The organism is Paucibacter sp. XJ19-41, assembly GCF_028462495.1.
In the GTDB taxonomy this organism is placed as follows: domain Bacteria; phylum Pseudomonadota; class Gammaproteobacteria; order Burkholderiales; family Burkholderiaceae_C; genus Roseateles_E.
In genome coordinates, this window is sequence record NZ_JAQOWX010000058.1 from 1 (window position 1) to 19,786 (window position 19,786).

17 protein-coding genes are annotated in these 19,786 nt (G+C 68.0%); 3 read left to right on the top strand and 14 right to left on the bottom strand.

All coding sequences use genetic code 11. The features are described from left to right. The 6 genes from PO768_RS15810 to PO768_RS15835 form a co-directional block, all read right to left on the bottom strand. The coding region (locus PO768_RS15810; RefSeq protein ID WP_272646812.1) for a phospholipase D-like domain-containing protein at positions 1-608 on the bottom strand (608 nt) is incomplete at its 3' end. A gap of 41 nt (positions 609-649) precedes the next feature. Beyond that, positions 650-1,456, bottom strand: a complete 807-nt coding sequence (locus PO768_RS15815) for an endonuclease/exonuclease/phosphatase family protein (protein ID WP_272646813.1) — start codon at positions 1,454-1,456, stop codon at positions 650-652. Continuing rightward, on the bottom strand, positions 1,453-1,929 hold the full coding sequence (nudB, locus tag PO768_RS15820; protein ID WP_272646814.1) for a dihydroneopterin triphosphate diphosphatase: 477 nt from the start codon (positions 1,927-1,929) through the stop codon (positions 1,453-1,455). Before nudB ends, PO768_RS15815 begins: the two co-directional genes overlap by 4 nt. A gap of 110 nt (positions 1,930-2,039) precedes the next feature. Further along, the gene (locus tag PO768_RS15825) at positions 2,040-3,071 is read right to left on the bottom strand and encodes a UPF0149 family protein (RefSeq protein WP_272646815.1); all 1,032 of its coding nucleotides are present in this window, start codon (positions 3,069-3,071) and stop codon (positions 2,040-2,042) included. After that, positions 3,068-4,162 carry a PDDEXK nuclease domain-containing protein gene (locus tag PO768_RS15830; protein WP_272646816.1) on the bottom strand — a complete coding sequence of 365 codons (1,095 nt, stop codon included), beginning with the start codon at positions 4,160-4,162 and terminating at the stop codon, positions 3,068-3,070. Before PO768_RS15830 ends, PO768_RS15825 begins: the two co-directional genes overlap by 4 nt. A gap of 332 nt (positions 4,163-4,494) precedes the next feature. Continuing rightward, entirely contained in the window at positions 4,495-5,469 is a 975-nt protein-coding gene (locus PO768_RS15835; RefSeq protein WP_272646817.1) for a helix-turn-helix transcriptional regulator, read from the bottom strand. A gap of 102 nt (positions 5,470-5,571) precedes the next feature. On the opposite strand from PO768_RS15835, the gene PO768_RS15840 reads away from it, so the two are divergent. Then, positions 5,572-6,183: a glutathione S-transferase family protein gene (locus tag PO768_RS15840; RefSeq protein WP_272646818.1), complete on the top strand. Its 612-nt coding sequence runs from the start codon at positions 5,572-5,574 to the stop codon at positions 6,181-6,183. Between the two features lie 16 nt (positions 6,184-6,199). Here the strand turns inward: PO768_RS15840 and PO768_RS15845 are convergent, their stop codons facing one another. Beyond that, positions 6,200-7,120 carry a DMT family transporter gene (locus tag PO768_RS15845; RefSeq protein WP_272646819.1) on the bottom strand — a complete coding sequence of 307 codons (921 nt, stop codon included), beginning with the start codon at positions 7,118-7,120 and terminating at the stop codon, positions 6,200-6,202. A gap of 131 nt (positions 7,121-7,251) precedes the next feature. Here PO768_RS15845 and PO768_RS15850 point away from each other — a divergent pair, with 131 nt between their 5' ends. Continuing rightward, positions 7,252-7,710, top strand: a complete 459-nt coding sequence (locus PO768_RS15850) for an Lrp/AsnC family transcriptional regulator (protein ID WP_272646820.1) — start codon at positions 7,252-7,254, stop codon at positions 7,708-7,710. A gap of 6 nt (positions 7,711-7,716) precedes the next feature. Here the strand turns inward: PO768_RS15850 and PO768_RS15855 are convergent, their stop codons facing one another. Beyond that, complete coding sequence (locus PO768_RS15855) at positions 7,717-9,378, bottom strand: tetratricopeptide repeat protein (RefSeq protein WP_272646821.1); 1,662 nt, start codon at positions 9,376-9,378, stop codon at positions 7,717-7,719. A gap of 41 nt (positions 9,379-9,419) precedes the next feature. Continuing rightward, positions 9,420-10,193, bottom strand: a complete 774-nt coding sequence (locus tag PO768_RS15860; RefSeq protein ID WP_272646822.1) for an SDR family NAD(P)-dependent oxidoreductase — start codon at positions 10,191-10,193, stop codon at positions 9,420-9,422. Positions 10,194-10,360: 167 nt separating this feature from the next. Between PO768_RS15860 and gcvA the strand changes: the two genes are divergently transcribed. After that, positions 10,361-11,263: a transcriptional regulator GcvA gene (gene gcvA, locus PO768_RS15865; protein WP_272646823.1), complete on the top strand. Its 903-nt coding sequence runs from the start codon at positions 10,361-10,363 to the stop codon at positions 11,261-11,263. Positions 11,264-11,314: 51 nt separating this feature from the next. Here gcvA and aspS read toward each other — a convergent pair whose 3' ends face one another. The 5 genes from aspS to PO768_RS15890 all read right to left on the bottom strand — a co-directional run bounded on the left by aspS (position 11,315) and on the right by PO768_RS15890 (position 19,737). Next, the gene (gene aspS, locus PO768_RS15870) at positions 11,315-13,111 is read right to left on the bottom strand and encodes an aspartate--tRNA ligase (RefSeq protein WP_272646824.1); all 1,797 of its coding nucleotides are present in this window, start codon (positions 13,109-13,111) and stop codon (positions 11,315-11,317) included. 134 nt (positions 13,112-13,245) lie between these two features. Beyond that, positions 13,246-13,878, bottom strand: a complete 633-nt coding sequence (locus PO768_RS15875) for a DUF502 domain-containing protein (RefSeq protein ID WP_137944068.1) — start codon at positions 13,876-13,878, stop codon at positions 13,246-13,248. 27 nt (positions 13,879-13,905) lie between these two features. After that, complete coding sequence (locus PO768_RS15880) at positions 13,906-14,190, bottom strand: FmdB family zinc ribbon protein (RefSeq protein ID WP_272646825.1); 285 nt, start codon at positions 14,188-14,190, stop codon at positions 13,906-13,908. Positions 14,191-14,284: 94 nt separating this feature from the next. After that, positions 14,285-15,766: a sodium:solute symporter family protein gene (locus PO768_RS15885; RefSeq protein WP_272646826.1), complete on the bottom strand. Its 1,482-nt coding sequence runs from the start codon at positions 15,764-15,766 to the stop codon at positions 14,285-14,287. 95 nt (positions 15,767-15,861) lie between these two features. Next, positions 15,862-19,737, bottom strand: coding sequence for a two-component regulator propeller domain-containing protein (locus PO768_RS15890; protein ID WP_272646827.1), 3,876 nt, complete (start codon positions 19,735-19,737; stop codon positions 15,862-15,864). Between the last annotated feature and the right edge of the window lie 49 nt (positions 19,738-19,786).

A 19,786-nucleotide genomic window follows, 5' to 3' on the forward strand; every position in this document is an offset into this window, starting at 1 on the left:
CGCGCGATCGGCTCGGGGCTGCGCACCAGCGCGCGCAGCTCCTCGCCAAAATCGCGGCCCAGCCAGGCGCGCGTCCAGACCGCCCGCGCCGCCTGTGCCACCGGCTGCACCGCCGGGCCGCAGACGCTGACCGCATAGTCCAGCCGCGGCGCATCGGTGGGCCCGTGGTTGAGGTCCATGCGGTCGTCGATGATGTTGATGCCGCCGACAAAGGCCTGCACGCCGTCGACCACGCAGAGCTTCTGATGCAGGCGCCGCAGCTGACCCGGCTGCAACCAGCGCCACCAGCGGTCGATCGGCCGGAACACCGCCAGCGCGACGCCGGAATCCGCCAACTGCTCGCGCAGCCAGGACATGCTGGCCTTGGAGCCGAAACCGTCAACGACCACCCTGACTCGCACATTGCGCGCCGCCGCCCGGCGCAGCGCCGCCGCCAGCGCGGTGCCGGCGCTGTCATGGTGAAAGATGTAGGTTGCAATCCAGACCTCGTGGGTGGCTGCCTCGATGGCGGCGATCTGGGCCGGGAACAGCTCGTCGCCGCCGCGCAGCAGGCGCAGCTCATTGCCGCCGCTGAACTCCGGCAGCGCCTGCGCATGCCAGCTGATCAACGGATCGGGCTCCGCAGTGTCCGGGGTCGGCGCGCTGTTGCTCACGCCAGTTCAAGCTCTGCCACCAAGGGCAGATGGTCAGACATGCGGGCCCAGGCCGGCCCCTTGGGCACCTGGGTCGAGACACAGCGCAGGCCGCGGGTGTAGATACGGTCCAGCGAGAAAAAAGGCACGCGCGCGGGGAAGGTCGCTTGGCGGCTGCGGCCCGGCGAGAGCGCGCGGGCCAGCCCGTTCTCGCGCAGCGGCGCATCGAGCTTCTCGCCCCAGTCATTGAAATCGCCGGCCACCACCAGCAAGGCCTCGGGCGGCACATGGTTGGCGATGAACTCAGCCAGACGCTGCACCTGGCGCACCCGGCTGCCATGCATCAGGCCCAGATGCGCGACCACCGCGTGCACCTCCAGCCCATGCCATTGCACCGGCACATGCAGGAGGCCGCGCTGCTCGAAGCGATGGTCGGACACATCGTGGTGGCCGATCTCGCCGATCGGCCAGCGCGACAGCAGGGCGTTGCCATGCTCGCCATGCTTGGTCACCGCATTGGTGCGGTAGGCCACCTCGTAGCCCTCTGGCGCCAGGAACTCGGCCTGGCCCTGCTCCGGCCAGCCGAACCAGGTGCGCTCGAACTGCTTGGCCTCGCGGTGGTGGAAATGGCGCACCTCCTGCAGAAACACCAGATCAGCGTCCAGCGCCTCGACACCCAGGCCCAGGTTGTGGATCTCCAGCCGCTTTTGCGGCCCGAGGCCGCGCACGCCCTTGTGGATGTTGTAGGTCGCGACCCGCAGATAAGGACTCAGAATGCTGGTCTGCGGCGGCTGGACCGAGTGCTTGAAGGCGGGCTTGATCATCGAGCGGCGTCCTGCGCCAGGAAACGCGGCAATTGCAGCACCGCCTCGGCATTGGACGGAGAGAAACACAGGTCCGCCGCCTCGCGCCAGGGCAGCCAGCGGTACTGCAGATGCTCGCGTGGCGCCAGCGTCACGGCGGTGGCGGCCGGCACCGTCAGGCCGAACACATGCTCGGTATTGCGGGTCACGCCGGGCGCATAGCGATGCCGCCAGACCGGGTAGATCTCATAGACATTGACCAGGCCCCAGTCGCGCAGCTCGCCCCCGGCAATCCCGGTCTCCTCCAGCACCTCGCGCCGAGCGGTCGCATCCAGCGCCTCGTCGGGCGCGTCCAGCGAGCCGGTCACGCACTGCCAGAAGCCGGGCTTGTCGGCCCGCTCCAGCATCAGCACCTGCAAGTCCGGCGTATGGATCACCACCAGCACCGATTCGGGAATCTTGTAGGGCCGGGCCAAGGCTGCGTTGTCGCTCATGAGGTAAGCATAGCGGAGCGGCGCCGAGACATGCGAGGCGGTCACGCCGCATCCCGGCAGCCCGCAAGGCTTAGGGCAGCGGACTCAGGCTCGTTCGTGCAATGGGCGGATCAGTGCAGTTCGGACGGAGCGCCGCAGCACTTCTTGAACTTCTTGCCGCTGCCACAGGGACAGGGATCGTTGCGGCCCACCTTGGTGCCCATGCGTCGCGCCTGCCGGCGCTCGGCCACGGCATGCCGCAACGGCAGCCAAAACGCGTGAATGCGCATCAGGCTCTCCTCAATCTCCATAGCCAGCGCCGCGCGCTGCTCGGGCGTGCGAGTCAGCTCGTCCTGGTCGGCCGAAAAAGCGTCTGCGCCCAGCAAACCGATGGGCCGGTACCAGCGAGGGCCATCCGGGTGCTCGAACAGCGCCTGCCATGCCGCCTGGCTGAGCTTGACACCCTCCGTGAACCCGTAGGCCCACATTTCCGCATCTTCAAACTCGCCCGTAGCGCCGTAGTCAACCGTGGGCCAGAAAGGCGCCAGCACCGGCGGGCTGTGCTCAAAGCCAGACACGATGCTGTTGAAGTGGCGCATCACCAAACCTAGCAGTTGGTTGGCTTGATCCATGCTGTCCACAGGTGGCAGCATGGCGCCGTCTGCCTGCCCCCAAACCTTGGGCAGCCACTGATTGGGCATCACAGTTTCTGGCCCGATCGCCAGGGCGTGCAGAAAGCCGTCGAGCCTGTCCAGCGTCATGCACTCCTCGGCATCCAGATCGAGCAGAAAGCGCTCCAGCTCGTCCAGCTCCTCGTCAGACAGCGACCTCATCATGTCGTGCAAGTCGGCCGGCACAGGCGCGCGCTGGCCTGCAGCCAGCCGACGCAACATCTCGGGCTCGGCTTCCTTGGCCGCCTGCTGGGCGCTGGTCACAAAGCTGTGGACGCCTTCGGTCTCAATCGCCAAGAAGGCGGCTTCCAACGCAGCGGTGTCGGTGTCGAAACCGTCGTCCCACACGGTGGACGTGCCCAGCTCGTCCACGATTTCCAGAATCCAGGGTTCGCCGGCGCCACGGTAAATTTGGATGTGCAGCGTGTGGCCCTCGGCACTGTGGGCTCGCGTCAGCGGTGAGTGGATAAGTTCAAAGTCGTCGTCGGTCATGGGCGGCCGTCAGCGTTGCTGAGATCTTTTTGCATTTCAATGGCTTCTCGATCTCGCTGCAGCTCCAAGCGAAGCTCTTCTTCGCTAGGCAGAATCAGGCGGTACTTGCTGGCAAAAAGTTGCTCGCTGCCGTTGAGCACCGAATAGCGCGCGACAGACTGATCTTTGCTGCCGCACAGCAGGATACCCACGGTGGGGTTATCCCCTTCGCCCCGGCGCAACTCGTCATACATGCGCACATACATGTCCATCTGCCCCACATCCTGGTGCGTGAGCGGCCCGGTCTTCAGGTCGATCAACACAAAGCACTTGAGCAGGTAGTTGTAGAACACCAGGTCGATGTAGAAGTCCTGCGTCTCGGTGCTGATGCGTTGCTGGCGGGCCACAAAGGCGAAGCCCTTGCCCAACTCCATCAGGAACTGCTGCAGCTTGTCCATCAGGGCCGTTTCCAGCGAGGCCTCCAGCAGGCGAGCGGTGTCAGGCAGCCCCAGGAATTCCAGCATCACCGGGTCGCGCACGAAAGCGCGTGGCGAAACCTCCAGCTCAGCCAGATTTGCCTGCGCCTCAGCCGTCACGGCGGCCTTGTCCTGACTCAACAGCAATCGGTCGTAATACAGGCTGCTGATTTGCCGCTCCAGCGCCCGCGTACTCCAGTTCTGGGCGGCCGCCTCTTGCACATACCACTGTCGGGCCTCCGCGCTGTCCACCCGCAGCAGCAGGCGGTAGTGCGTCCAGCTCAATTCGCGACGCAGTGCGTCGCGAATTGGAAACGCTTGATAGAACCCCCGCATGTGCCGCAGATTGGTGGCATCAAAACCCCGCCCAAACTCAGCCGACAGGGCTTGCCCCAGTTGCGACAACAAACGCTGCCCATAGGCGGCCCGCTGCACCCCGCCTTGCTCAAACTCCACGATGTGCTGCCCGATGTGCCAATAGGTCTGCACCTGCACCACGTCCACCGTCCGAAGCACCTGCTGGCGCGAATCGGTGATGAGCTGGCGCAGGGTGCTCAGCAAGGGTGTCAACCCGTCGGCGGGGTTGCGGCCTACGCCGCACTTCTTGGGCAGCCCTTGGGGATGCTGGGTCTTCATGGCTGGCCCCTTGTAGCCTGGGGCACCGCCCAGGATCTGGCTCTGCTTGCCCCGAGGGCTGCAGCGATAGACTTGGTTGCGGGAGGCATGGGCTGTGTCGATGGATAGTGATCGGCGAACTGGCTTGTGGTTCGGGTCGGAGTAAAGCCGTGATGCTGACCCGTTCGTCCAAGAAAGCAATCGATCCGGGAGGGTCGATGCCTGGCTCGCGACTCGCTCGACGGCATTCAGGCAGCGTGGGGAGCATGCTATCCAGCCATCGACGCCACCGGGTGCAAACAGCGCCCGCATCTTAAGCGCAGCCAGCGACGCGTGTTCCCCATGCACTGCCCTTACACCGGCCCCCGCGCCAGGCCGCGCATCACCCGCTCGGCCGCCAGCGCCAGCCGCTCGCGCAGCGCCGGCGGCCCCAGCACCTCGAACTCGACCTCCAGCACGATCAGCCAGTAGACCAGCGAGTCCAGCGCATGGGCGCCGCATTGCAGCAGGCAGCGCTGCTCATCGTCCTCGACCGCCTCCAGCCGCGCGGCGGTTGCCGGGATGCAGGCGGCCATCTGGGCCAGCGGCGCATGCAGGATCACCCGGGCCTGCTCGGCATGGGGCGAGAGCACCACGGAGCGCGCGACAAAGGCGCGCAGGTCACCGCCCTCGGGACCGGTGCGCGGCGCGAAATGTGCGCCGACCGCAGCCTGGCCGGCGATACGGTCGATGCGGAAGGTGCGCCAGTCGCTGCGCCCGCGGTCCCAGGCCACCAGATACCAGCGGCTGCCGGTGTGGACCACGCCCTGAGGCTCGACCTGGCGCCGGCTGGCTTCGCCCTTCGCATCGACATAGCCGAAGGCCAGGCCCAGCTGATCGCGGCAGGCGCCTGCCAAATCGGCCAGCAGGCCTGCATCGACGCTGGGGCCGACCGAGTCCATGGCCTGCACCGCCGAGCGCAGCGCATCGGCGCGCCGGCGCAGCCGCGCCGGCATCAGCTGCTCCAGCTTGACCATGGCCTGCAAGGCCGGCTCCTCGATGCCACCCACCCGGCCCGAGGCGGCGGTACGCAGCGCGATCGCGACAGCCAGCGCCTCCTCGTCGTCCAGCAGCAGCGGCGGCAGGGCCTGGCCCGGCCGCAAGGCATAGCCGCCGGCCACGCCGCTGCTGGCCGCCACCGGATAGCCCAGCTCGCGCAGCCGGTCGATATCGCGCCGCAGGGTGCGTGGATGCACGGCCAGGCGCTCGGCCAGCTCGGGCCCGGCCCAATGGCGGCGAGCCTGCAACAGGGACAGGAGTTGCAGCAGTCGGGTGGAGGCACTCAGCATCCGGTCACTGTAGCTTTGATTGAGGGCCGAATCTGTCCGCAATGCCTTCTACATTGAACACGTCGTCGGCGCTGTGCCGACGCCTCACAAGGAGAGCACACCATGTCCATCGTTCTGTACTGGCACCCGATGTCCAGCGCCACCCCCGTCGCCTGCGCGCTGGCCGAGCTGGGTCTGCCGCACGAGCGGGTCAAGATTGACATCCGGGCCGGCGAGCAGCATCGCCCGGACTATCTGGCGCTGAACCCGAACGGCAAGGTGCCGACGCTGACGGTCGATGGCGCGCCGATGTTCGAGGCCCTGGCCATCCAGCTGTGGCTGGGCGAGACCTATGGGGTCGAGCGCGGGCTGTGGCCGGCGGCCGGCACGCCCGAACGGCTGGAGGCCCTGTCCTGGTGTGCCTGGGCCTATGTCAGCTACGGCGCGGTGCTGGTGCGCCTGCAGCTCGCGACCATGGGCAAAGAAGCACTGCGCAGCGGTCCCCATGCGGACGAGGCCCGCGCCGGGCTGAATGAGTTGCTGGCCCTGCTGGACGCGCGGCTGGCGCGCCAGCCCTGGATGCTGGGCGCCGAGTATTCGATGGTGGACCTGCTGGTCGGCTCGGTGATCGGCTACAGCGTCTATATCGGCGCGCCGGTCGCCGGCCACGCCCATGTGCAGCAATGGCTGGACCGGGTCCAGGCCCGGCCGGCGATGCAGATCGAGGGGCTGTGAGGGCTGCGGCCCTCGCTCAGCGCTGGCGCTGGCTCCACAGCACGCCCGAGACGATCAGCCCCATGCCCAGCAGGCTGGCCGCCTCGGGCCGCTCGCCGAACAGCGGCAGGGCCAGCAGGCTGGCCAGCACCGGCGTCAGCGCGCCCATGCTGGCGCTGCGCTGCGCGCCCAGGCGGGCCACGGCATAGCCATAGCTGAGCGTCGAGACCAGGCCGACGCCGACGCTTTGCAGCAGCACTTGCAGCAGCAGCTGTTCGTGCGACAGGGTCGGCAGCAGCAGCGGCCCCTGTGCCAACTGCCAGACCAACCAGGGCAGCAGCAGGGCCAGCGACACCGTCGAGATCAGCGCCGCCGCCTCCAGCGGCGCCAGCCGCGCCTCGCGCAGAGCCAGGGTGTAGGCCGACCACATCAGGCTGCCGAGCAGGAACAGGCCATAGCCCTGGGCCAGGCCGGCCTGGCCGGATTTGAGCGCCAGCATGGTCGCGACGCCGGCCGCGATGCACAGCAGGGCCGGCCAGCGCGCCAGGGCCTGGCGCCCATGCAGGGCCGCCACCAGCAAGGCGGTGAACAGCGGCAAGGTGCCCGGGATCAAGGTGGCGCCGTCGGCCACCGGCGCGTGACGCATGCCCCAGCCGGCGATCAGAAAGTAAGGCAGGCCGGCGCCGGCAACGATCAGCAGCCACAGCCGCGCGGGCAGTACCGCGAAACGGGCGCGCCTGCGCCACAGCAGCGGCGCCAGCAGCAAGCCGGCCGGCCCGAAACGCAGCAGGGCCAGCTCGGCCGGCGGCAGCGAAGCCCGCGCGCCGGCACGCAGCGAGATGAAGAAGCCGGCCCAGATCAGCAGGGTCAGGGCCAGCGCGGCCCAGCCAACCAGTTCGGGGCGCGCGGTCGTGGTCGAGGGGGAGCCGATCAGGCCCGGGGACGCAGGAGAAGACATCAGCAACAGGGGTAGGAACAGGCTCAATTTTCGAGCGCCTTCCCTGGTGGTTTCAGCCCATCTCATCCATGAATTGACCTGATGAAGGCTTGTTCAGCCAATAATTCGCCATTCATTGACTGATTCAAGCCATGGACCGTATCGACACCCAATTGCTGGAGCTGCTGCAGCGCGAGGGCCGGCTGACGATTGCCGAGCTGGCCGAGCGGGTGGGCCTGTCGCAAAGCCCCTGCGCGCGCCGGCTCAAGCGCCTGGAAGACGGCGGACTGCTCGCCGGCTACCGCGCGGTGCTGGATCGCAAGACGGTGCAATTGGCGACCACGGTCTTCGTCAATGTGAGGCTGATGCACCACCGCGAGGATGCGGTCCAGCAGTTCGAGGCTGCGATGCAGGCGATGGCCGAGGTGATCAGCTGCCATGTGGTCTCGGGCAGCCACGACTATCTGCTCGAGGTGGTGGTCGGCGAGCTCAGCGACTACGAGCTGATCGTGCGCCGGCTGCAGGCCCTGCCGGTGGTGCAGGACATCAACAGCAGCTTCGCGATCCGCAGCGTCAAGAGCGGCGCGCCGCTGCCGCTGCGCTCGCGCTGAGCCTCCTCAGCTCTCGCGCAGCGCGCGCTCGATCCGCGCCGCACCGGCACGGATCTGGCCGGCCAGATCGAGCAGTTGCTGGCGGTTGATCACCTCGCCGGCCAGCAGCTCGCTGATGCGCTCGGCATGGCCAGCCAGCGTCGCGAGCTCGCCCAAGGCCAGCCGCTGCGGCTGGGCCTTGCCGACCGGCGCCAGCGAGGCCAGCAGCCGTGCCAGCAGCGCGGCCAGACGCTCGGCGCGGCTGATGTCGGCGCGCGACCAGGCAGCCCCGCCCTCGCGCTGCAGCCACAGCAAGGCCACGACATGGCCGTTCAGGCGCAGGCCCAGCTCCAGGCGCGCCCGGCCGGCCGCGTCGGCCAGGGCCTCGTCCAGCTCGGCACGCCAGGGATGCTGCTCGGCGCTGCCGCACTGCAGGGCTTCGTCGGCCCGCGTCAGCGCGTCCAGGTAAGCGGGCATCCGGCCGGCCTGCAAGGGCCGACTCGCAGGCGCCCCGTCCAGGCCGTGATAGAGCCCGTCACCCTCACGCTCCCACCACAGCTGCAGCTGCTGCAGACCCAGCGCCTCAATCAGCTGCGGCCGCAGACGCGCCCAGGCGCGTTCGAAGTCGGCCGCGCCGGCCAGTGTCCAGACCTGGCTGGACAGGCTCAGCAGCAAGGCATCGGCGCCCAGCGGGTCGGTATCGAAACGGGCCAGCGCCTCCAGCTGGGCCGGCAACTGGCCCTGGTGCAGGCTGGACTCCAGGCGCTGGCGCTGCTGCATATGGTGCCAGCTCGGGCCCAGTTCGCCCTGCTCGCGCATCAGTTCGCCCAGCCGCCCATGAGCCGCCGCCTGCAAGGGCCGCGACTGCAGAGCCTCAGCCAGGGTCAGGGCTTGCCCGGCCCAGCCCAGCGCCACATCGCCGCGCTGCAGCTCGGACAGCAGCAGCGCCGCATTGGCCTGCAGCCAGCGGTAGCCGCAGCCCTGCGCCAGGCTCAGCGCTTGCTGGGCCAGGCTCAGGGCCTGCGCCAAATCGCCGCTGTCACGGGCGCAGCGCGCGTGCTGGTAGGTGGCCTCGGCGCGGTAGTCGCGGTGGCCGGCGCGGCGGGCCGCCGTCAGCGCCTCGTCGAGCTCGGGCAGCGCCGCCTGCGGTCCCTGCGTAGCACGCAGCGAGGCGGCGCGGTTCAGCGCGATCTTGGCGCGCATATAGGGGTCGCGCGGCAGTTTCGCGTAATGCAGTTCGGCCTGGTCCAGCACCCGGCCGCCGCGCGCCCAGTCGCCCAGCGCATAGCAAAGATGAGCCAGGCCGATGCGAGCCAGGCAGGCACTGCGGGCATCATCACTGGCCCAGTCCAGGGTCTGGCTCCAGGCGGTGCAGGCCTGGCTGTAGTCACCACGCTGGTAATGCAGCCGGCCCAGCGCCTCGCTGAGCTCGGCGGCCTCGGCCAGCGCGCGCTGCGCCTGCGCCTGCTGCAGCGCCTGCTGCAGCTCGGCCTGCAGCTCGGCCGCGCGACCCCAGCGTTCGAGCACGAAGACCGCGCCCAGCAAGGCGGCGCGGGCGCGGCAGGGGTCGCGCTGGCGCATCGCAGCGCGCAGCTTGGGCAGGGCCAGCGCCGGATGGCGCATCACGATGCGCTCCCAGCGCGCCCTCTCAGCCAAGCCCAGTGTGGATCCCAGATCGGTCTTGTTCATGCCTGCTTCCAGATGCGAGGCGCACAGCATAGCCGGGACGATCAGTTGCGGCCCGCCATCACGCCGCCGTCGACATCCCACACCGCGCCGGTCACCCAGCCAGCCCGCTCCGACAGCAGAAAGGTCACAACTTCGGCGATGTCCGTCGGCGTTCCGATACGCCCGAGCGGATGAAAAGCATTGAAGCCTTGCAGCGCACCCTGCACTTCGGCCTTGGGGATGAAGCCTTCGTAGATCGGCGTCTGCACGACGGCCGGCGACACCGCGTTGACCCGGATGCGCTTCGGGGCCAGTTCCATGGCCAGGTGCTGGGTCAGCGAATGCAGGCCCGCCTTGGCCATCGAGTAGGCCGACGATGGCGTTGCCGCAATGGCCTGCCGCGCCCACATCGAGCCGATATTGACGATCGCACCCGGGCGATCCGTAGCAACCATCTGGGCGGCGACCTTCTGTGTGATGAAGAAGAAGGCCTTGTTCAGCGCCATGTACTGCTCGTAGTCCGCATCCAGGTGCTGCAGAAACGGTTTCGGAAAGAACACGCCGGCCGCGTTGACCAGCAGATCGATGTCAGCATGCTCGTTGTCGAGGCGCTGTAGCAGACCGGTCAGCCCCTCGCTGCGGCCGATATCGGCGCTGATGACCGCGGCCGAGCCCAGCTCGGCCAATGCCTTGTGGGCAGCTTCGGCCTTGTCGGCACGCTGGCCCACGACCACGACGCGACCGCCCTCGGCCAGCACCATCTTGGCGGTCTGCAAGCCGATGCCGCTCGTGCCACCCACCACCAGCAGCTTCTTGCCCTTGAATTGATTGCTCATGCGGATACTCCGTAGAAAGAAAAACCATTTGCCTTCGATGAAGGCGCCCCAGCAAGACAACTCCCGCAAAGCAGGTTTTCTGTCGCTGTGCCGATCATTCTTTCTGGCTCCGCAGTTCGCGGCAAACGAGATAAAGTCTCTCAACAGAAAAGAAAATATTTATCGCGATGAAGTCACCCGTCCACCTCAACGCGCTGCGCGCCTTCGAGGCGAGCGCCCGGCACCAGAGCTTTGCGGCTGCCGCAGCCGAACTACACGTCACGCCTGCGGCGGTCGGTCAGCTCGTCAGAGCCCTTGAAGACTGGCTGGGCACGGCGCTTTTTCTGCGCGCCAGCAGCGGGCGCACGCGACTCATCGCCACCGAGTCCGCGGAACAGGCCTTGCCGGACATTCGGGCCGGCTTCGAGCGCCTGAGCTCGGGTCTGGAGCGACTCAGAGAAGGCGCCGCCAACAGCGTCTTGACCATCACGGTCAGCCCGGCTTTTGCCGCCAAATGGCTGTTGCCACGCATCGACGGCTTCCAAGCCGCCTGGCCCGACACCGATGTGCGCCTGGACACGAGCTTAAAACCGGTCGACTTCGTTGCCCAGAAAATCGATGTGGGCGTGCGCTACGGCACCGGACACTGGACGGGTCTGCAGGCGAGCAAGCTGATGGAGGAAGAGGTCTACCCCGTCTGCTCACCCAGGCTACTGGCGGCAGGACGGCTGCAAGCGCCCAAGGACTTGAGCCGGCAGACGTTGATCCACGACCTGTCGATAGACGGGCATGCGGACTTTCCCGGCTGGCAGGACTGGCTCGCGAGGGCCGGCGTGTCCGGGGTGGCTGCCCAGCGGGGCATGAAGATCAACAACTCCGCAGCGGTGCTGCAGGCGGCGATCGAGGGCCAGGGGATCGCGCTGGCTCGCAGCGTGATGGCCCATGATGATGTCGTCAGCGGACGCCTGGTCCGCCTGTTCCCGGAGATCTCGGTGCCGTCGCCGCTGGCCTACTACGTCATCCACCGCGCCGAGTGCTCCGGGCGGGTGGCGGCGTTCAGGGACTGGCTGCTCGCCGAGGCGTCCGCCTAAGGTGCCGGCCGTCCTTGTTGCAGGCAGCAAGGACGGCCGGCCCGGCCTTCATCAGGCCGGCGTCACGCCAGCGGCATTGCGCAGGCGGATGTGCAGCTCGCGCAGCTGCTTCTCGTCGACATGGCTCGGTGCGCCGGTCAGCAGGCACTGGGCGCGCTGGGTCTTCGGGAAGGCGATCACGTCGCGGATCGAATCGGCCTTGGTCATCATCGTGACGATGCGATCCAGACCGAAGGCCAGGCCGCCGTGCGGGGGCGCGCCGTACTGGAGCGCGTCCAGCAGGAAGCCGAACTTCTCCTGCGCTTCCTCGGGGCCGATGTTCAGCGCGCTGAACACCTTGCTCTGCACCTCGGCCTTGTGGATGCGCACCGAGCCACCGCCCAGTTCCCAGCCGTTGAGCACCATGTCGTAGGCCTTGGCGATGCACTCGCCCGGGCTGGTGGTCATCAGGTCCTCGTGGCCGTCCTTGGGCGCGGTGAAGGGGTGGTGCACCGCGTTCCAGCGACCGCCCTCCTCGTCTTGCTCGAACATCGGGAAGTCCACCACCCAAAGCGGCGCCCAGACATCGTTGAACAGGCCCGTGCTCTTGCCGAACTCGCTGTGGCCGATCTTCAGGCGCAGCGCGCCGATGCCGTCGTTGACGACCTTGGCCTTGTCGGCACCGAAGAAGATCAGGTCGCCGTCCTGCGCGCCGGTGCGGCTCAGGATGTCGGCAATCGCCTGGTCGTGCAGGTTCTTGACGATGGGGCTCTGCAGGCCTTCGCGACCCTTGGCCACCTCGTTGACCTTGATCCAGGCCAGGCCCTTGGCGCCGTAGATCTTGACGAACTCGGTGTAGCTGTCGATCTCGCCGCGGCTCATCGCGGCGCCGCCGGGCACGCGCAGCGCGACGACGCGGCCGCCCTTGGTGGTGGCCGGGGTCGAGAAGACCTTGAAGTCGACATCGCCCATCACATCGGTCAGCTCGGTGAACTCGAGCTTGACGCGCAGATCGGGCTTGTCCGAGCCGAAGCGGTGCATCGCTTCCGAGTACTTCATCACCGGGTAGTCGCCCAGCTCGACGTTCAGCGCCTTGCGGAAGACATGGCGGATCATGCCCTCGAACATCGCGCGGATCTCTTCTTCGGTCAGGAAGGAGGTCTCGATATCGATCTGGGTGAACTCGGGCTGGCGGTCGGCGCGCAGGTCCTCGTCGCGGAAGCACTTGGTGATCTGGTAATAGCGGTCGAAGCCGGCCACCATCAGCAGCTGCTTGAACAGCTGGGGCGACTGCGGCAGCGCGAAGAACATGCCGTCATGCACGCGGCTGGGCACCAGATAGTCGCGCGCACCTTCCGGCGTGCTCTTGGTGAGCATAGGCGTCTCGATGTCGACAAAGCCCTGCTCGTCGAGGAACTTGCGCACCTCCATGGCCACGCGGTAGCGCAGCATCATGTTGTTCTGCATATAGGGGCGGCGCAGATCCAGCACACGATGCGTGAGACGCGTCGTCTCCGACAGGTTCTCGTCGTCGAGCTGGAACGGAGGCGTCACCGAGGGGTTCAGCACTTCCAGCTCCAGGCACAGCACCTCGACCTTGCCGCTGGTCAGGGCCGCATTCTCGGTGCCGGCCGGGCGCGCGCGCACCTTGCCGACGATCTTCAGGCAGAACTCGTTGCGCACATCGGATGCGATCTTGAACATCTCGGCGCGATCGGGGTCGCAGACGATCTGCACGATGCCTTCGCGATCGCGCAGGTCGATGAAGATCACGCCGCCATGGTCGCGGCGGCGGTGGGCCCAGCCCATCAGGGTCACGGTTTGGTCGAGCAGCTTCTCGCTGACTTGGCCGGCATAACAGGTTCGCATGGTGTTCTCCGAAATCTTGGGTGGCCGCTGGTGCGGGCGCGGCCGGGGGTCCGGGCTTGTGGGGCGCTGGCGGGGTTTCTCGGTCAGGAACCGGCCCCCTCAGGGCTGAGCACTTGCCGGGGTGCTCAGCCCGGTCAATTTCGGGCCACTCCCGGCTCGGACGGCGGCACCACACCCATCGAGATGATGTGCTTGAGGGCGGCGTCGACGCTCATGTCCAGCGGCCGCACGCTGGCGCGCGGCATCATCAGGAAAAAGCCCGAGGTCGGGTTGGGCGTGGTCGGCACATAGAGGCTGACATGCTCTTCGGCGAAATGCCGGGCCGCCTCATGGCTGGGCCGGCCGGTGACGAAGGCAATCGTCCACGAGCCCTGGTGCGGGTACTGCACCAGTACCGCCTCGCGAAAGGCATTGCCGCTGCTGGAGAACAGCGTGTCCGAAACCTGCTTGACCGAGTTGTAGATGCTCTTGACGATGGGCGTGTTGGACAGCACCCGGTGCCACTGGCGGAACAGCCACTGGCCGAAGATATTCGTCACGAACACGCCGGTCAGCAGCAGCGCGGTCACCAGAATCACCAGACCCAGGCCCGGGATATGACGCAAGGTCTCGATGCTGGCGTGCAGGCTTTGCGGCAGCAGCGCCTGCGAGGCGCTCAGCAAGGCCGCGAACACGGCATCGATGATGCCCAGCACCCACATCAGCACCCAGATGGTGATGGCCAGCGGCAGCCAGACCAGCAGGCCGGCGATGATGTACTTCTTCACAGGACTCCTCGCGGGCCGGCACCGGGCTCAGTGACTGGCACAAGAGCTCCCGCAGGTGTGCGTGCTGGCGGCCGGCTCGCTGCTGGCCGGCGCGGCCGGTGCAGCTGCAGCGGCTGCGGGGGCGGCCGCGCCGCCCTTGAAATCGGTGGCATACCAGCCCGAACCCTTGAGCTGGAATCCGGCCGCCGTGACCTGCTTGCTGAAGCTCTCGGCCCCACAGGCCGGGCAGACGGACAGCGGTGCGTCAGACATCTTCTGCAGCACATCCTTGGCGTGACCGCAGGAGGCGCAGCGGTAGGCGTAGATAGGCATGGTCTAAACCGTTGATTTGAAACGCGAAATTATAAGGGCCGGCGCAGCGGCGCCGGCCCCCGGGAGATTCAGACGCGAAATCCCAGGGCAAATCTCAGTGCTTGTGGCCGTGCGCCAGCGCCTGCTCGTGCTTGATGGCCGCCTCGATCGAATGGCCGGCGGGCTTGAGCAGTTGCGGCGCCAGCGAGCCCAGCAGCATGCCGATCACCGAGGCGGCAAAACCCACCAGTTGCGGCGGCACCATGGCCTCGGCTGCGGTCATTTCGGCGCCGATCCAGAACAGCAGGCCCAGCAGGATGGAACAGAACGCGCCTTGGGTGGAGGCGCGCTTCCAGAAGGCACCGGCCACCAGCGGCACAAAGGCGGCCACCAGGGTCACCTTGTAGGCGTTCTGCACCATCTCGTACATGGTCGAGCGCGAGTTCAGCGCGAACAGCAGCGCGCCCAACGTGAAAGTCACCAGCACGATGCGCAGGGTCAGAAGGAACTGCCTGTCGCTCATATGCGGGGCGAAGGGCTTGAGCACGTTTTCGGTGAAGGTGGCGGTGGGCGCCAGCAGGGTGCCGCTGGCGGTCGACAAGATGGCCGACAGCAAGGCGCCGAAGAACATCACCTGCACCCAGACCGGCATCTTGTTGAGGATCAGGTCCGGCAGGATGCGCTGCACCGCGCGGCCGTCCTCCGAGCCGAACAGTTGGGCCAGATTCGGGTCCATCACCAGGGCCGAGTAGGCGATGTAGATCGGTACGGCGGCAAACAGCAGGTAGACACTCGCGCCGATCACGGTGCCGCGCACCGCGGTCTTCTCGTCCTTGGCGCTGGTCATGCGCTGAAACACGTCCTGCTGGGGCACCGAGCCAAAGGCCACGGTCAGAAAGCCCGCCGCAATCGCCCAGATCATCGCCCCGTCCGCCTCCGGCGGGATCAGGTTCAGCTTGCCGGCCTCGATTGCATGCGAGACCACCGGGCCGACGCCGCCGGCCAGATCACCCACCATATAGGCCACCAGGCTCAGGCCGATGATGATGATGACGGTCTGGAACAGATCGGTGAAGGCCACCGACCACATGCCGCCAAACATCGTGTAGACCATCACGATGGCCGCGCCACCGAGGATTGCGTGGTTGAGCTCGATCGCGCCGCCCGACAGGATATGAATCACCAGGCCTAGCGCCGTCATCTGGGCCGAGGTCCAGCCCAGATAGCTCAGCGTGATCGCGATGCTGGTCAGCACCTCGACGCCCTTGCCATAGCGCTTCTTGTAGAAGTCGCCGATGGTCAGCAGGTTCAGCCGGTAGAACAGCCGGGCGAACAGCAGGGCCGCCAGGAACAGCGCCGCCGAGGCGCCGAAGGGGTCGCCGGGGATGCCCGACAGGCCGTCCATCGCGAAGGTGGCGGATACCGCCAGCACCGTCTCGGCGCCGAACCAGGTGGCGAACACCGTGGCCACATTCATGTACAGCGGCAGGCTGCGACCGGCCACCAGATAGTCCTTGGCGTTGTGCACGCGGCGCGCGGCAAACAGGCCGATGCCTATCGTGATCAGCATGTAGAGAACGACAAAGGTCACCAGCACGGCCGAGCTCCCATCAGGTTGACAACATCAATCCGCCAACACCAGCGCAAGATCCGCGCCAGCACCAACACAAAAAAAGCGCGCAAGTGTAGCCCTCAATCGGCCGACTTGGGCGCCACCAGGGGCAAGAGCAGCTCGAAGCAGCAGCCCTGCCCGGCCTCGCTGCGCACGCTGATCTGCCCGCCCAGCAGCGAGTGCACGATGGTGTAGCAGATGTGCAGGCCCAGGCCGCTGCCGCCGCTGCCCAGCTTGGTGGTGAAGAAGGGGTCAAAAACCCGGCCCAGATGCTCGGGCGCGATGCCGGCGCCGTTGTCGCTGAAGCGCAGCCGCAGCTGCGCGCTAGCCTGCAGCTCCGCCTGCAAGACCATCAGCCCGCCCGGCCGCTCGCCGAAGCCGTGCAGCAGCGCATTGAGCACCAGGTTGCTCAGCACCTGGCCCAGCGGGCCGGGATAGCTGTCCATCACCAAGCCCTCGGGCACCTCCAGGCGCAGTTGGTGCTCGTCGCGGCGCAGGCGGTTGGCCAGGGTCAGCGCCACCTCCTCGCAGACCTTGCGCAGCTCGAAGCGGCGGCGCTGGTCCGAGGTCTGGTCCACCGCCAGCTGCTTGAAGCTCGCCACGAGCCGGGCCGCGCTGTCCAGGCTGCGCACCAGCAGGCCGGCGGACTCCTGGGTGCTGGTGCAAAAGCGCTCCAGCTCGGAGCGTCGCAGCGTGCCATTGCCGGCCTGCTCGGCAAAGCGGCGGCTGTTGTCGTCCAGCGTGCTGGCCACCAGCAGGCTGTTGCCTATGGGAGTGTTCAGCTCATGGGCCACGCCGGCCACCAGCGCGCCCAGCGACGCCAGCTTCTCCTGCTGCACCAGCATGGTCTGCGTCAGCTGCAGACGCCGGTAGGCCTCGGCATTGTCCAGCGCCACCGCCGCATAGGCGCCCAGCGTGCGCAGCATGTCCAGATCGGTCTCGGTGTAGGCATCGGCACGTTCGCTGAGCACGCTGACGACGCCGACCACCTGCTGCTTCAGCAGCATAGGCACATACAGGGCCGAACGCGCCTGCCCCGGCTCGGCCCCGCTTTCCAGCTGCAGCCGCTGCTGGCCGACACGCTGGCGCGTCACGGCGTCGAGTTCGCGGTTGTCGCGATCGAGATCGCCGATGCGCAGCTCGCGTGCACCCAGCACGCACTGGGTGGCCGGCTGCTCGGCCGCGTCGAGGCTGCGCTGATAGGGCTTGAAGCGCTCGCCGCGCTGCATCACGAAGTCGAAGTCGATGCGCCGCTCGTCCCAGCGCACCAGGCCGATGCCGAAGGCACCGGCATCCATCAGCGTCTCAACATGGCGGTACAGCGTTTGCGAGATCGCCTCAGCATCCAGTGAAGCGGTGATCTGGCGCCCGATCTCGCTGAGTAGCGCGATGTTATGGCGGGCCCGCTCGGCGCCGCGTTTTTCCTGCTCCACCTCGGCGGTGCGCTGCGCCACTTCGCGCTCCAGCCGCAGCTGCGCGGCGCGCAGCGCGCGCAGCCGCAGCCGCCAGGCCAGCGCCAGCACCGAAAGCAGCAGCAACGCCATGCCCACGCGAAAGCCGGCATGGCGCCACCAGGGCGGCGTCATCTCCAGGCTCAGCAGCAGCCGCTCTGGCCCCCAGACCCCGTCCGGGCTGGCCGCTTTCGCATACAGGCGGTAGCGGCCCGGATCCAGATTCGTGTAGGTAGCCAGACCCTCGCCTGCCGCACCCTCGATCCAGTCCTGATCGAAGCCTTCGAGCCGCCAGGCATAGCGGGCCAGGCCGTGCTGGTAGAAATGCAGCGCACTCAGCTCGAAGCTGAGCATGGCCTCGCGGTGGCTCAGCGTCAGCTCGCGCAGCTCGGCCAGCGGCGTCTGCAGGCGCAGCGGCGCTGCCTCGCCGGGTCGCGGCTCGGCCAGCAGCGAGCGATTGAACACCCGCAGATCAGACAGCAGCACCTCCGGAGCGGTCGGGTTGTCGCGCAACGTCTCGGGATGGAAATGCAGCAGGCCCCGGGTCCCGTAGAACAGGCTGCCATCATCGCCCCGCGCCGACGCGCCGAAATTGAAGGCACCGTCAAAACGCCCGCTGCGCGAGGGATAGAGCCGCGCCTGGCTGCGGTTGGGGTCGAGCCGCAGCAGGCCCTGTGGGCTGCTCATCCAGAGCGAACCGTCGGCCGCAGCCTCCAGATTGTTGACCCAGCCCTTGGGCATGCCGGCCACGCCGCGCCAGGACTGCAGGCGCCAGCCCCCGCCACCGGCCTCGACCAGCTGATACAGCCCCAGCTGGGTGCCCAGCCAGAGGCGGCCGGCGCCATCCTGGCGCAGGCTTTGCACCATCAGCTCCTGCGGTGTCGGCATTTCAGCGTCCGCCTGCAGCGGCTGGACAAAGCCCTCGCGCTGCTCGTCCCACAGTTGCAGCCCGCCCTTGCTGCCTACCCACAGCCGGCCCTCTCGGTCCTGCAGCAGGCAGTCGATCGTGTCATGGCTGAGCGCCGGGGCCGGCGAGCTGCTGCGGAAAGTCCGCAGGCCGCCATCGGGCGAGAGCCGGTGCAGACCGGCCGCGCTGGCGGCCCAGAGCCGGCCCTGGGCATCCAGCAGCATCGCGCTGATCGACAGGCCGGCCGGCGCGCTGGTGCCCAGCTCGATGCGGCGGGCCCGCCGGCCGGGCAGCTCCAGCAGCCACAGCCCGCCCTCGCCGCCCACCCACAGCCCCTTGCCGGGCTGCTGCAGCAAGGCCTTGATATGGGTGATCGGCAGCTGCGCGGCGCTCAATCGCTCGACCGCGCCACTGAGCAGGTGCAGCCGGTTCAGGCCGCCGCCGAACGTGCCCACCCAGGCATGCCAGGCCCCATCGGGCAGCACCGCCTGCACCAGCGGGTGCGACAGGCTGCCGGGCTCACCGGGCACCGCGAGATAGCTGCGAAAGCCGGCGCTGCCCAGATCGGCCAGATTCAGCCCGCCGCCCCAGGTGCCGACCCACAGCACGCCGCTGCGATCCTGGTAGATCGAGGCCACACCGTCGTGGCTGAGGCTGCGGGGCATGGCCGCGTGATGGCCGAAATGCTCGGCGGCCGGCGCGCCCGCGCGCCAGCGCCACAGCCCCTGGCTGCCGGAGCCTATCCAGATCGACTGTTCGGCATCACGCCGCAGCGCGTAAATCGTGTCGCCCGGCAGCCCCAGCCGGCGCGGCAGATCGCCGGCCTCGCCGCTGCGGGCATCGATCAGCTGAACGCCGGCATGGGTGCCAACCCAGAGCCGACCCTGGCCGTCGAGCGCCAGGCTGCGCACCGCTGGCGCCGTGCCGTCGGGTGCCGGCACCAGCGGCCATTGCTGGCGCGGCCGGCCATCCGGCCCGAGCCGCAGCAGCCGCGCGCCCAGTGCCAGCCACAAGCCCTCTTCACCATCGGCAATCATCGCGCGCAGTGGCTCGGCGGCCCCGCCAGGTGCGGGTGGCAGCGCCACCGGCGTGAAGCGCCCGGTGGCCGGCTCGAAACTGAACAGGCCGCCGGTGGCCGCGACCCACAAGCGCCCCTCGCGGCCGGCGAGCAAGGCTTGCACCCGGCGCTGCTGCGGCGCCAGACTGGCCGGCAAGGCATGGCGGCGCAGCGTGTCGGTGGCCAGATCGATCTGGTCCAGGCCCGCGCCGGTGCCCACCCACAAGGTGCCGGCCGGCGCCTCCAGCAGCGCATAGACCAGCACATGGCTCAGCGTGGCCGGATCGGTCGGGTCGGCGCTGAAGACGCGGGCGCGCCGGCCATCATGGCGCAGCAGGCCATCGGTCGTGCCCAGCCACATCAGGCCGCGGCTGTCCTGCAGCGCGCTGACCACGGCCTCGTCGGCCAGGCCCTGTTCGGCACCCCAATGATCAAAACGCAGGGTCTGCAGCGCACCGGCCCAGGCCGGTGCCAGCGACAGCCAGCACAGCACCACGCCAAGCCAGGCATGGACGAGGGGAAGGCGGCAAGACGTCAGCACGGCATCAGCCTAAGCGCAAAGCCGAGCCGGGCAACAGCGGTGTAAGCCC

Coding starts and splice junctions, on each gene's coding strand:
- PO768_RS15860 (WP_272646822.1), bottom strand. CDS start 10,193: ATGAGCAATCAATTCAAGGGCAAGAAGCTGCTGGTGGTGGGTGGCACG.
- PO768_RS15855 (WP_272646821.1), bottom strand. CDS start 9,378: ATGAACAAGACCGATCTGGGATCCACACTGGGCTTGGCTGAGAGGGCG.
- PO768_RS15835 (WP_272646817.1), bottom strand. CDS start 5,469: ATGCTGAGTGCCTCCACCCGACTGCTGCAACTCCTGTCCCTGTTGCAG.
- PO768_RS15845 (WP_272646819.1), bottom strand. CDS start 7,120: ATGTCTTCTCCTGCGTCCCCGGGCCTGATCGGCTCCCCCTCGACCACG.
- PO768_RS15830 (WP_272646816.1), bottom strand. CDS start 4,162: ATGAAGACCCAGCATCCCCAAGGGCTGCCCAAGAAGTGCGGCGTAGGC.
- PO768_RS15840 (WP_272646818.1), top strand. CDS start 5,572: ATGTCCATCGTTCTGTACTGGCACCCGATGTCCAGCGCCACCCCCGTC.
- PO768_RS15825 (WP_272646815.1), bottom strand. CDS start 3,071: ATGACCGACGACGACTTTGAACTTATCCACTCACCGCTGACGCGAGCC.
- gcvA (WP_272646823.1), top strand. CDS start 10,361: ATGAAGTCACCCGTCCACCTCAACGCGCTGCGCGCCTTCGAGGCGAGC.
- aspS (WP_272646824.1), bottom strand. CDS start 13,111: ATGCGAACCTGTTATGCCGGCCAAGTCAGCGAGAAGCTGCTCGACCAA.
- nudB (WP_272646814.1), bottom strand. CDS start 1,929: ATGAGCGACAACGCAGCCTTGGCCCGGCCCTACAAGATTCCCGAATCG.
- PO768_RS15815 (WP_272646813.1), bottom strand. CDS start 1,456: ATGATCAAGCCCGCCTTCAAGCACTCGGTCCAGCCGCCGCAGACCAGC.
- PO768_RS15850 (WP_272646820.1), top strand. CDS start 7,252: ATGGACCGTATCGACACCCAATTGCTGGAGCTGCTGCAGCGCGAGGGC.
- PO768_RS15880 (WP_272646825.1), bottom strand. CDS start 14,190: ATGCCTATCTACGCCTACCGCTGCGCCTCCTGCGGTCACGCCAAGGAT.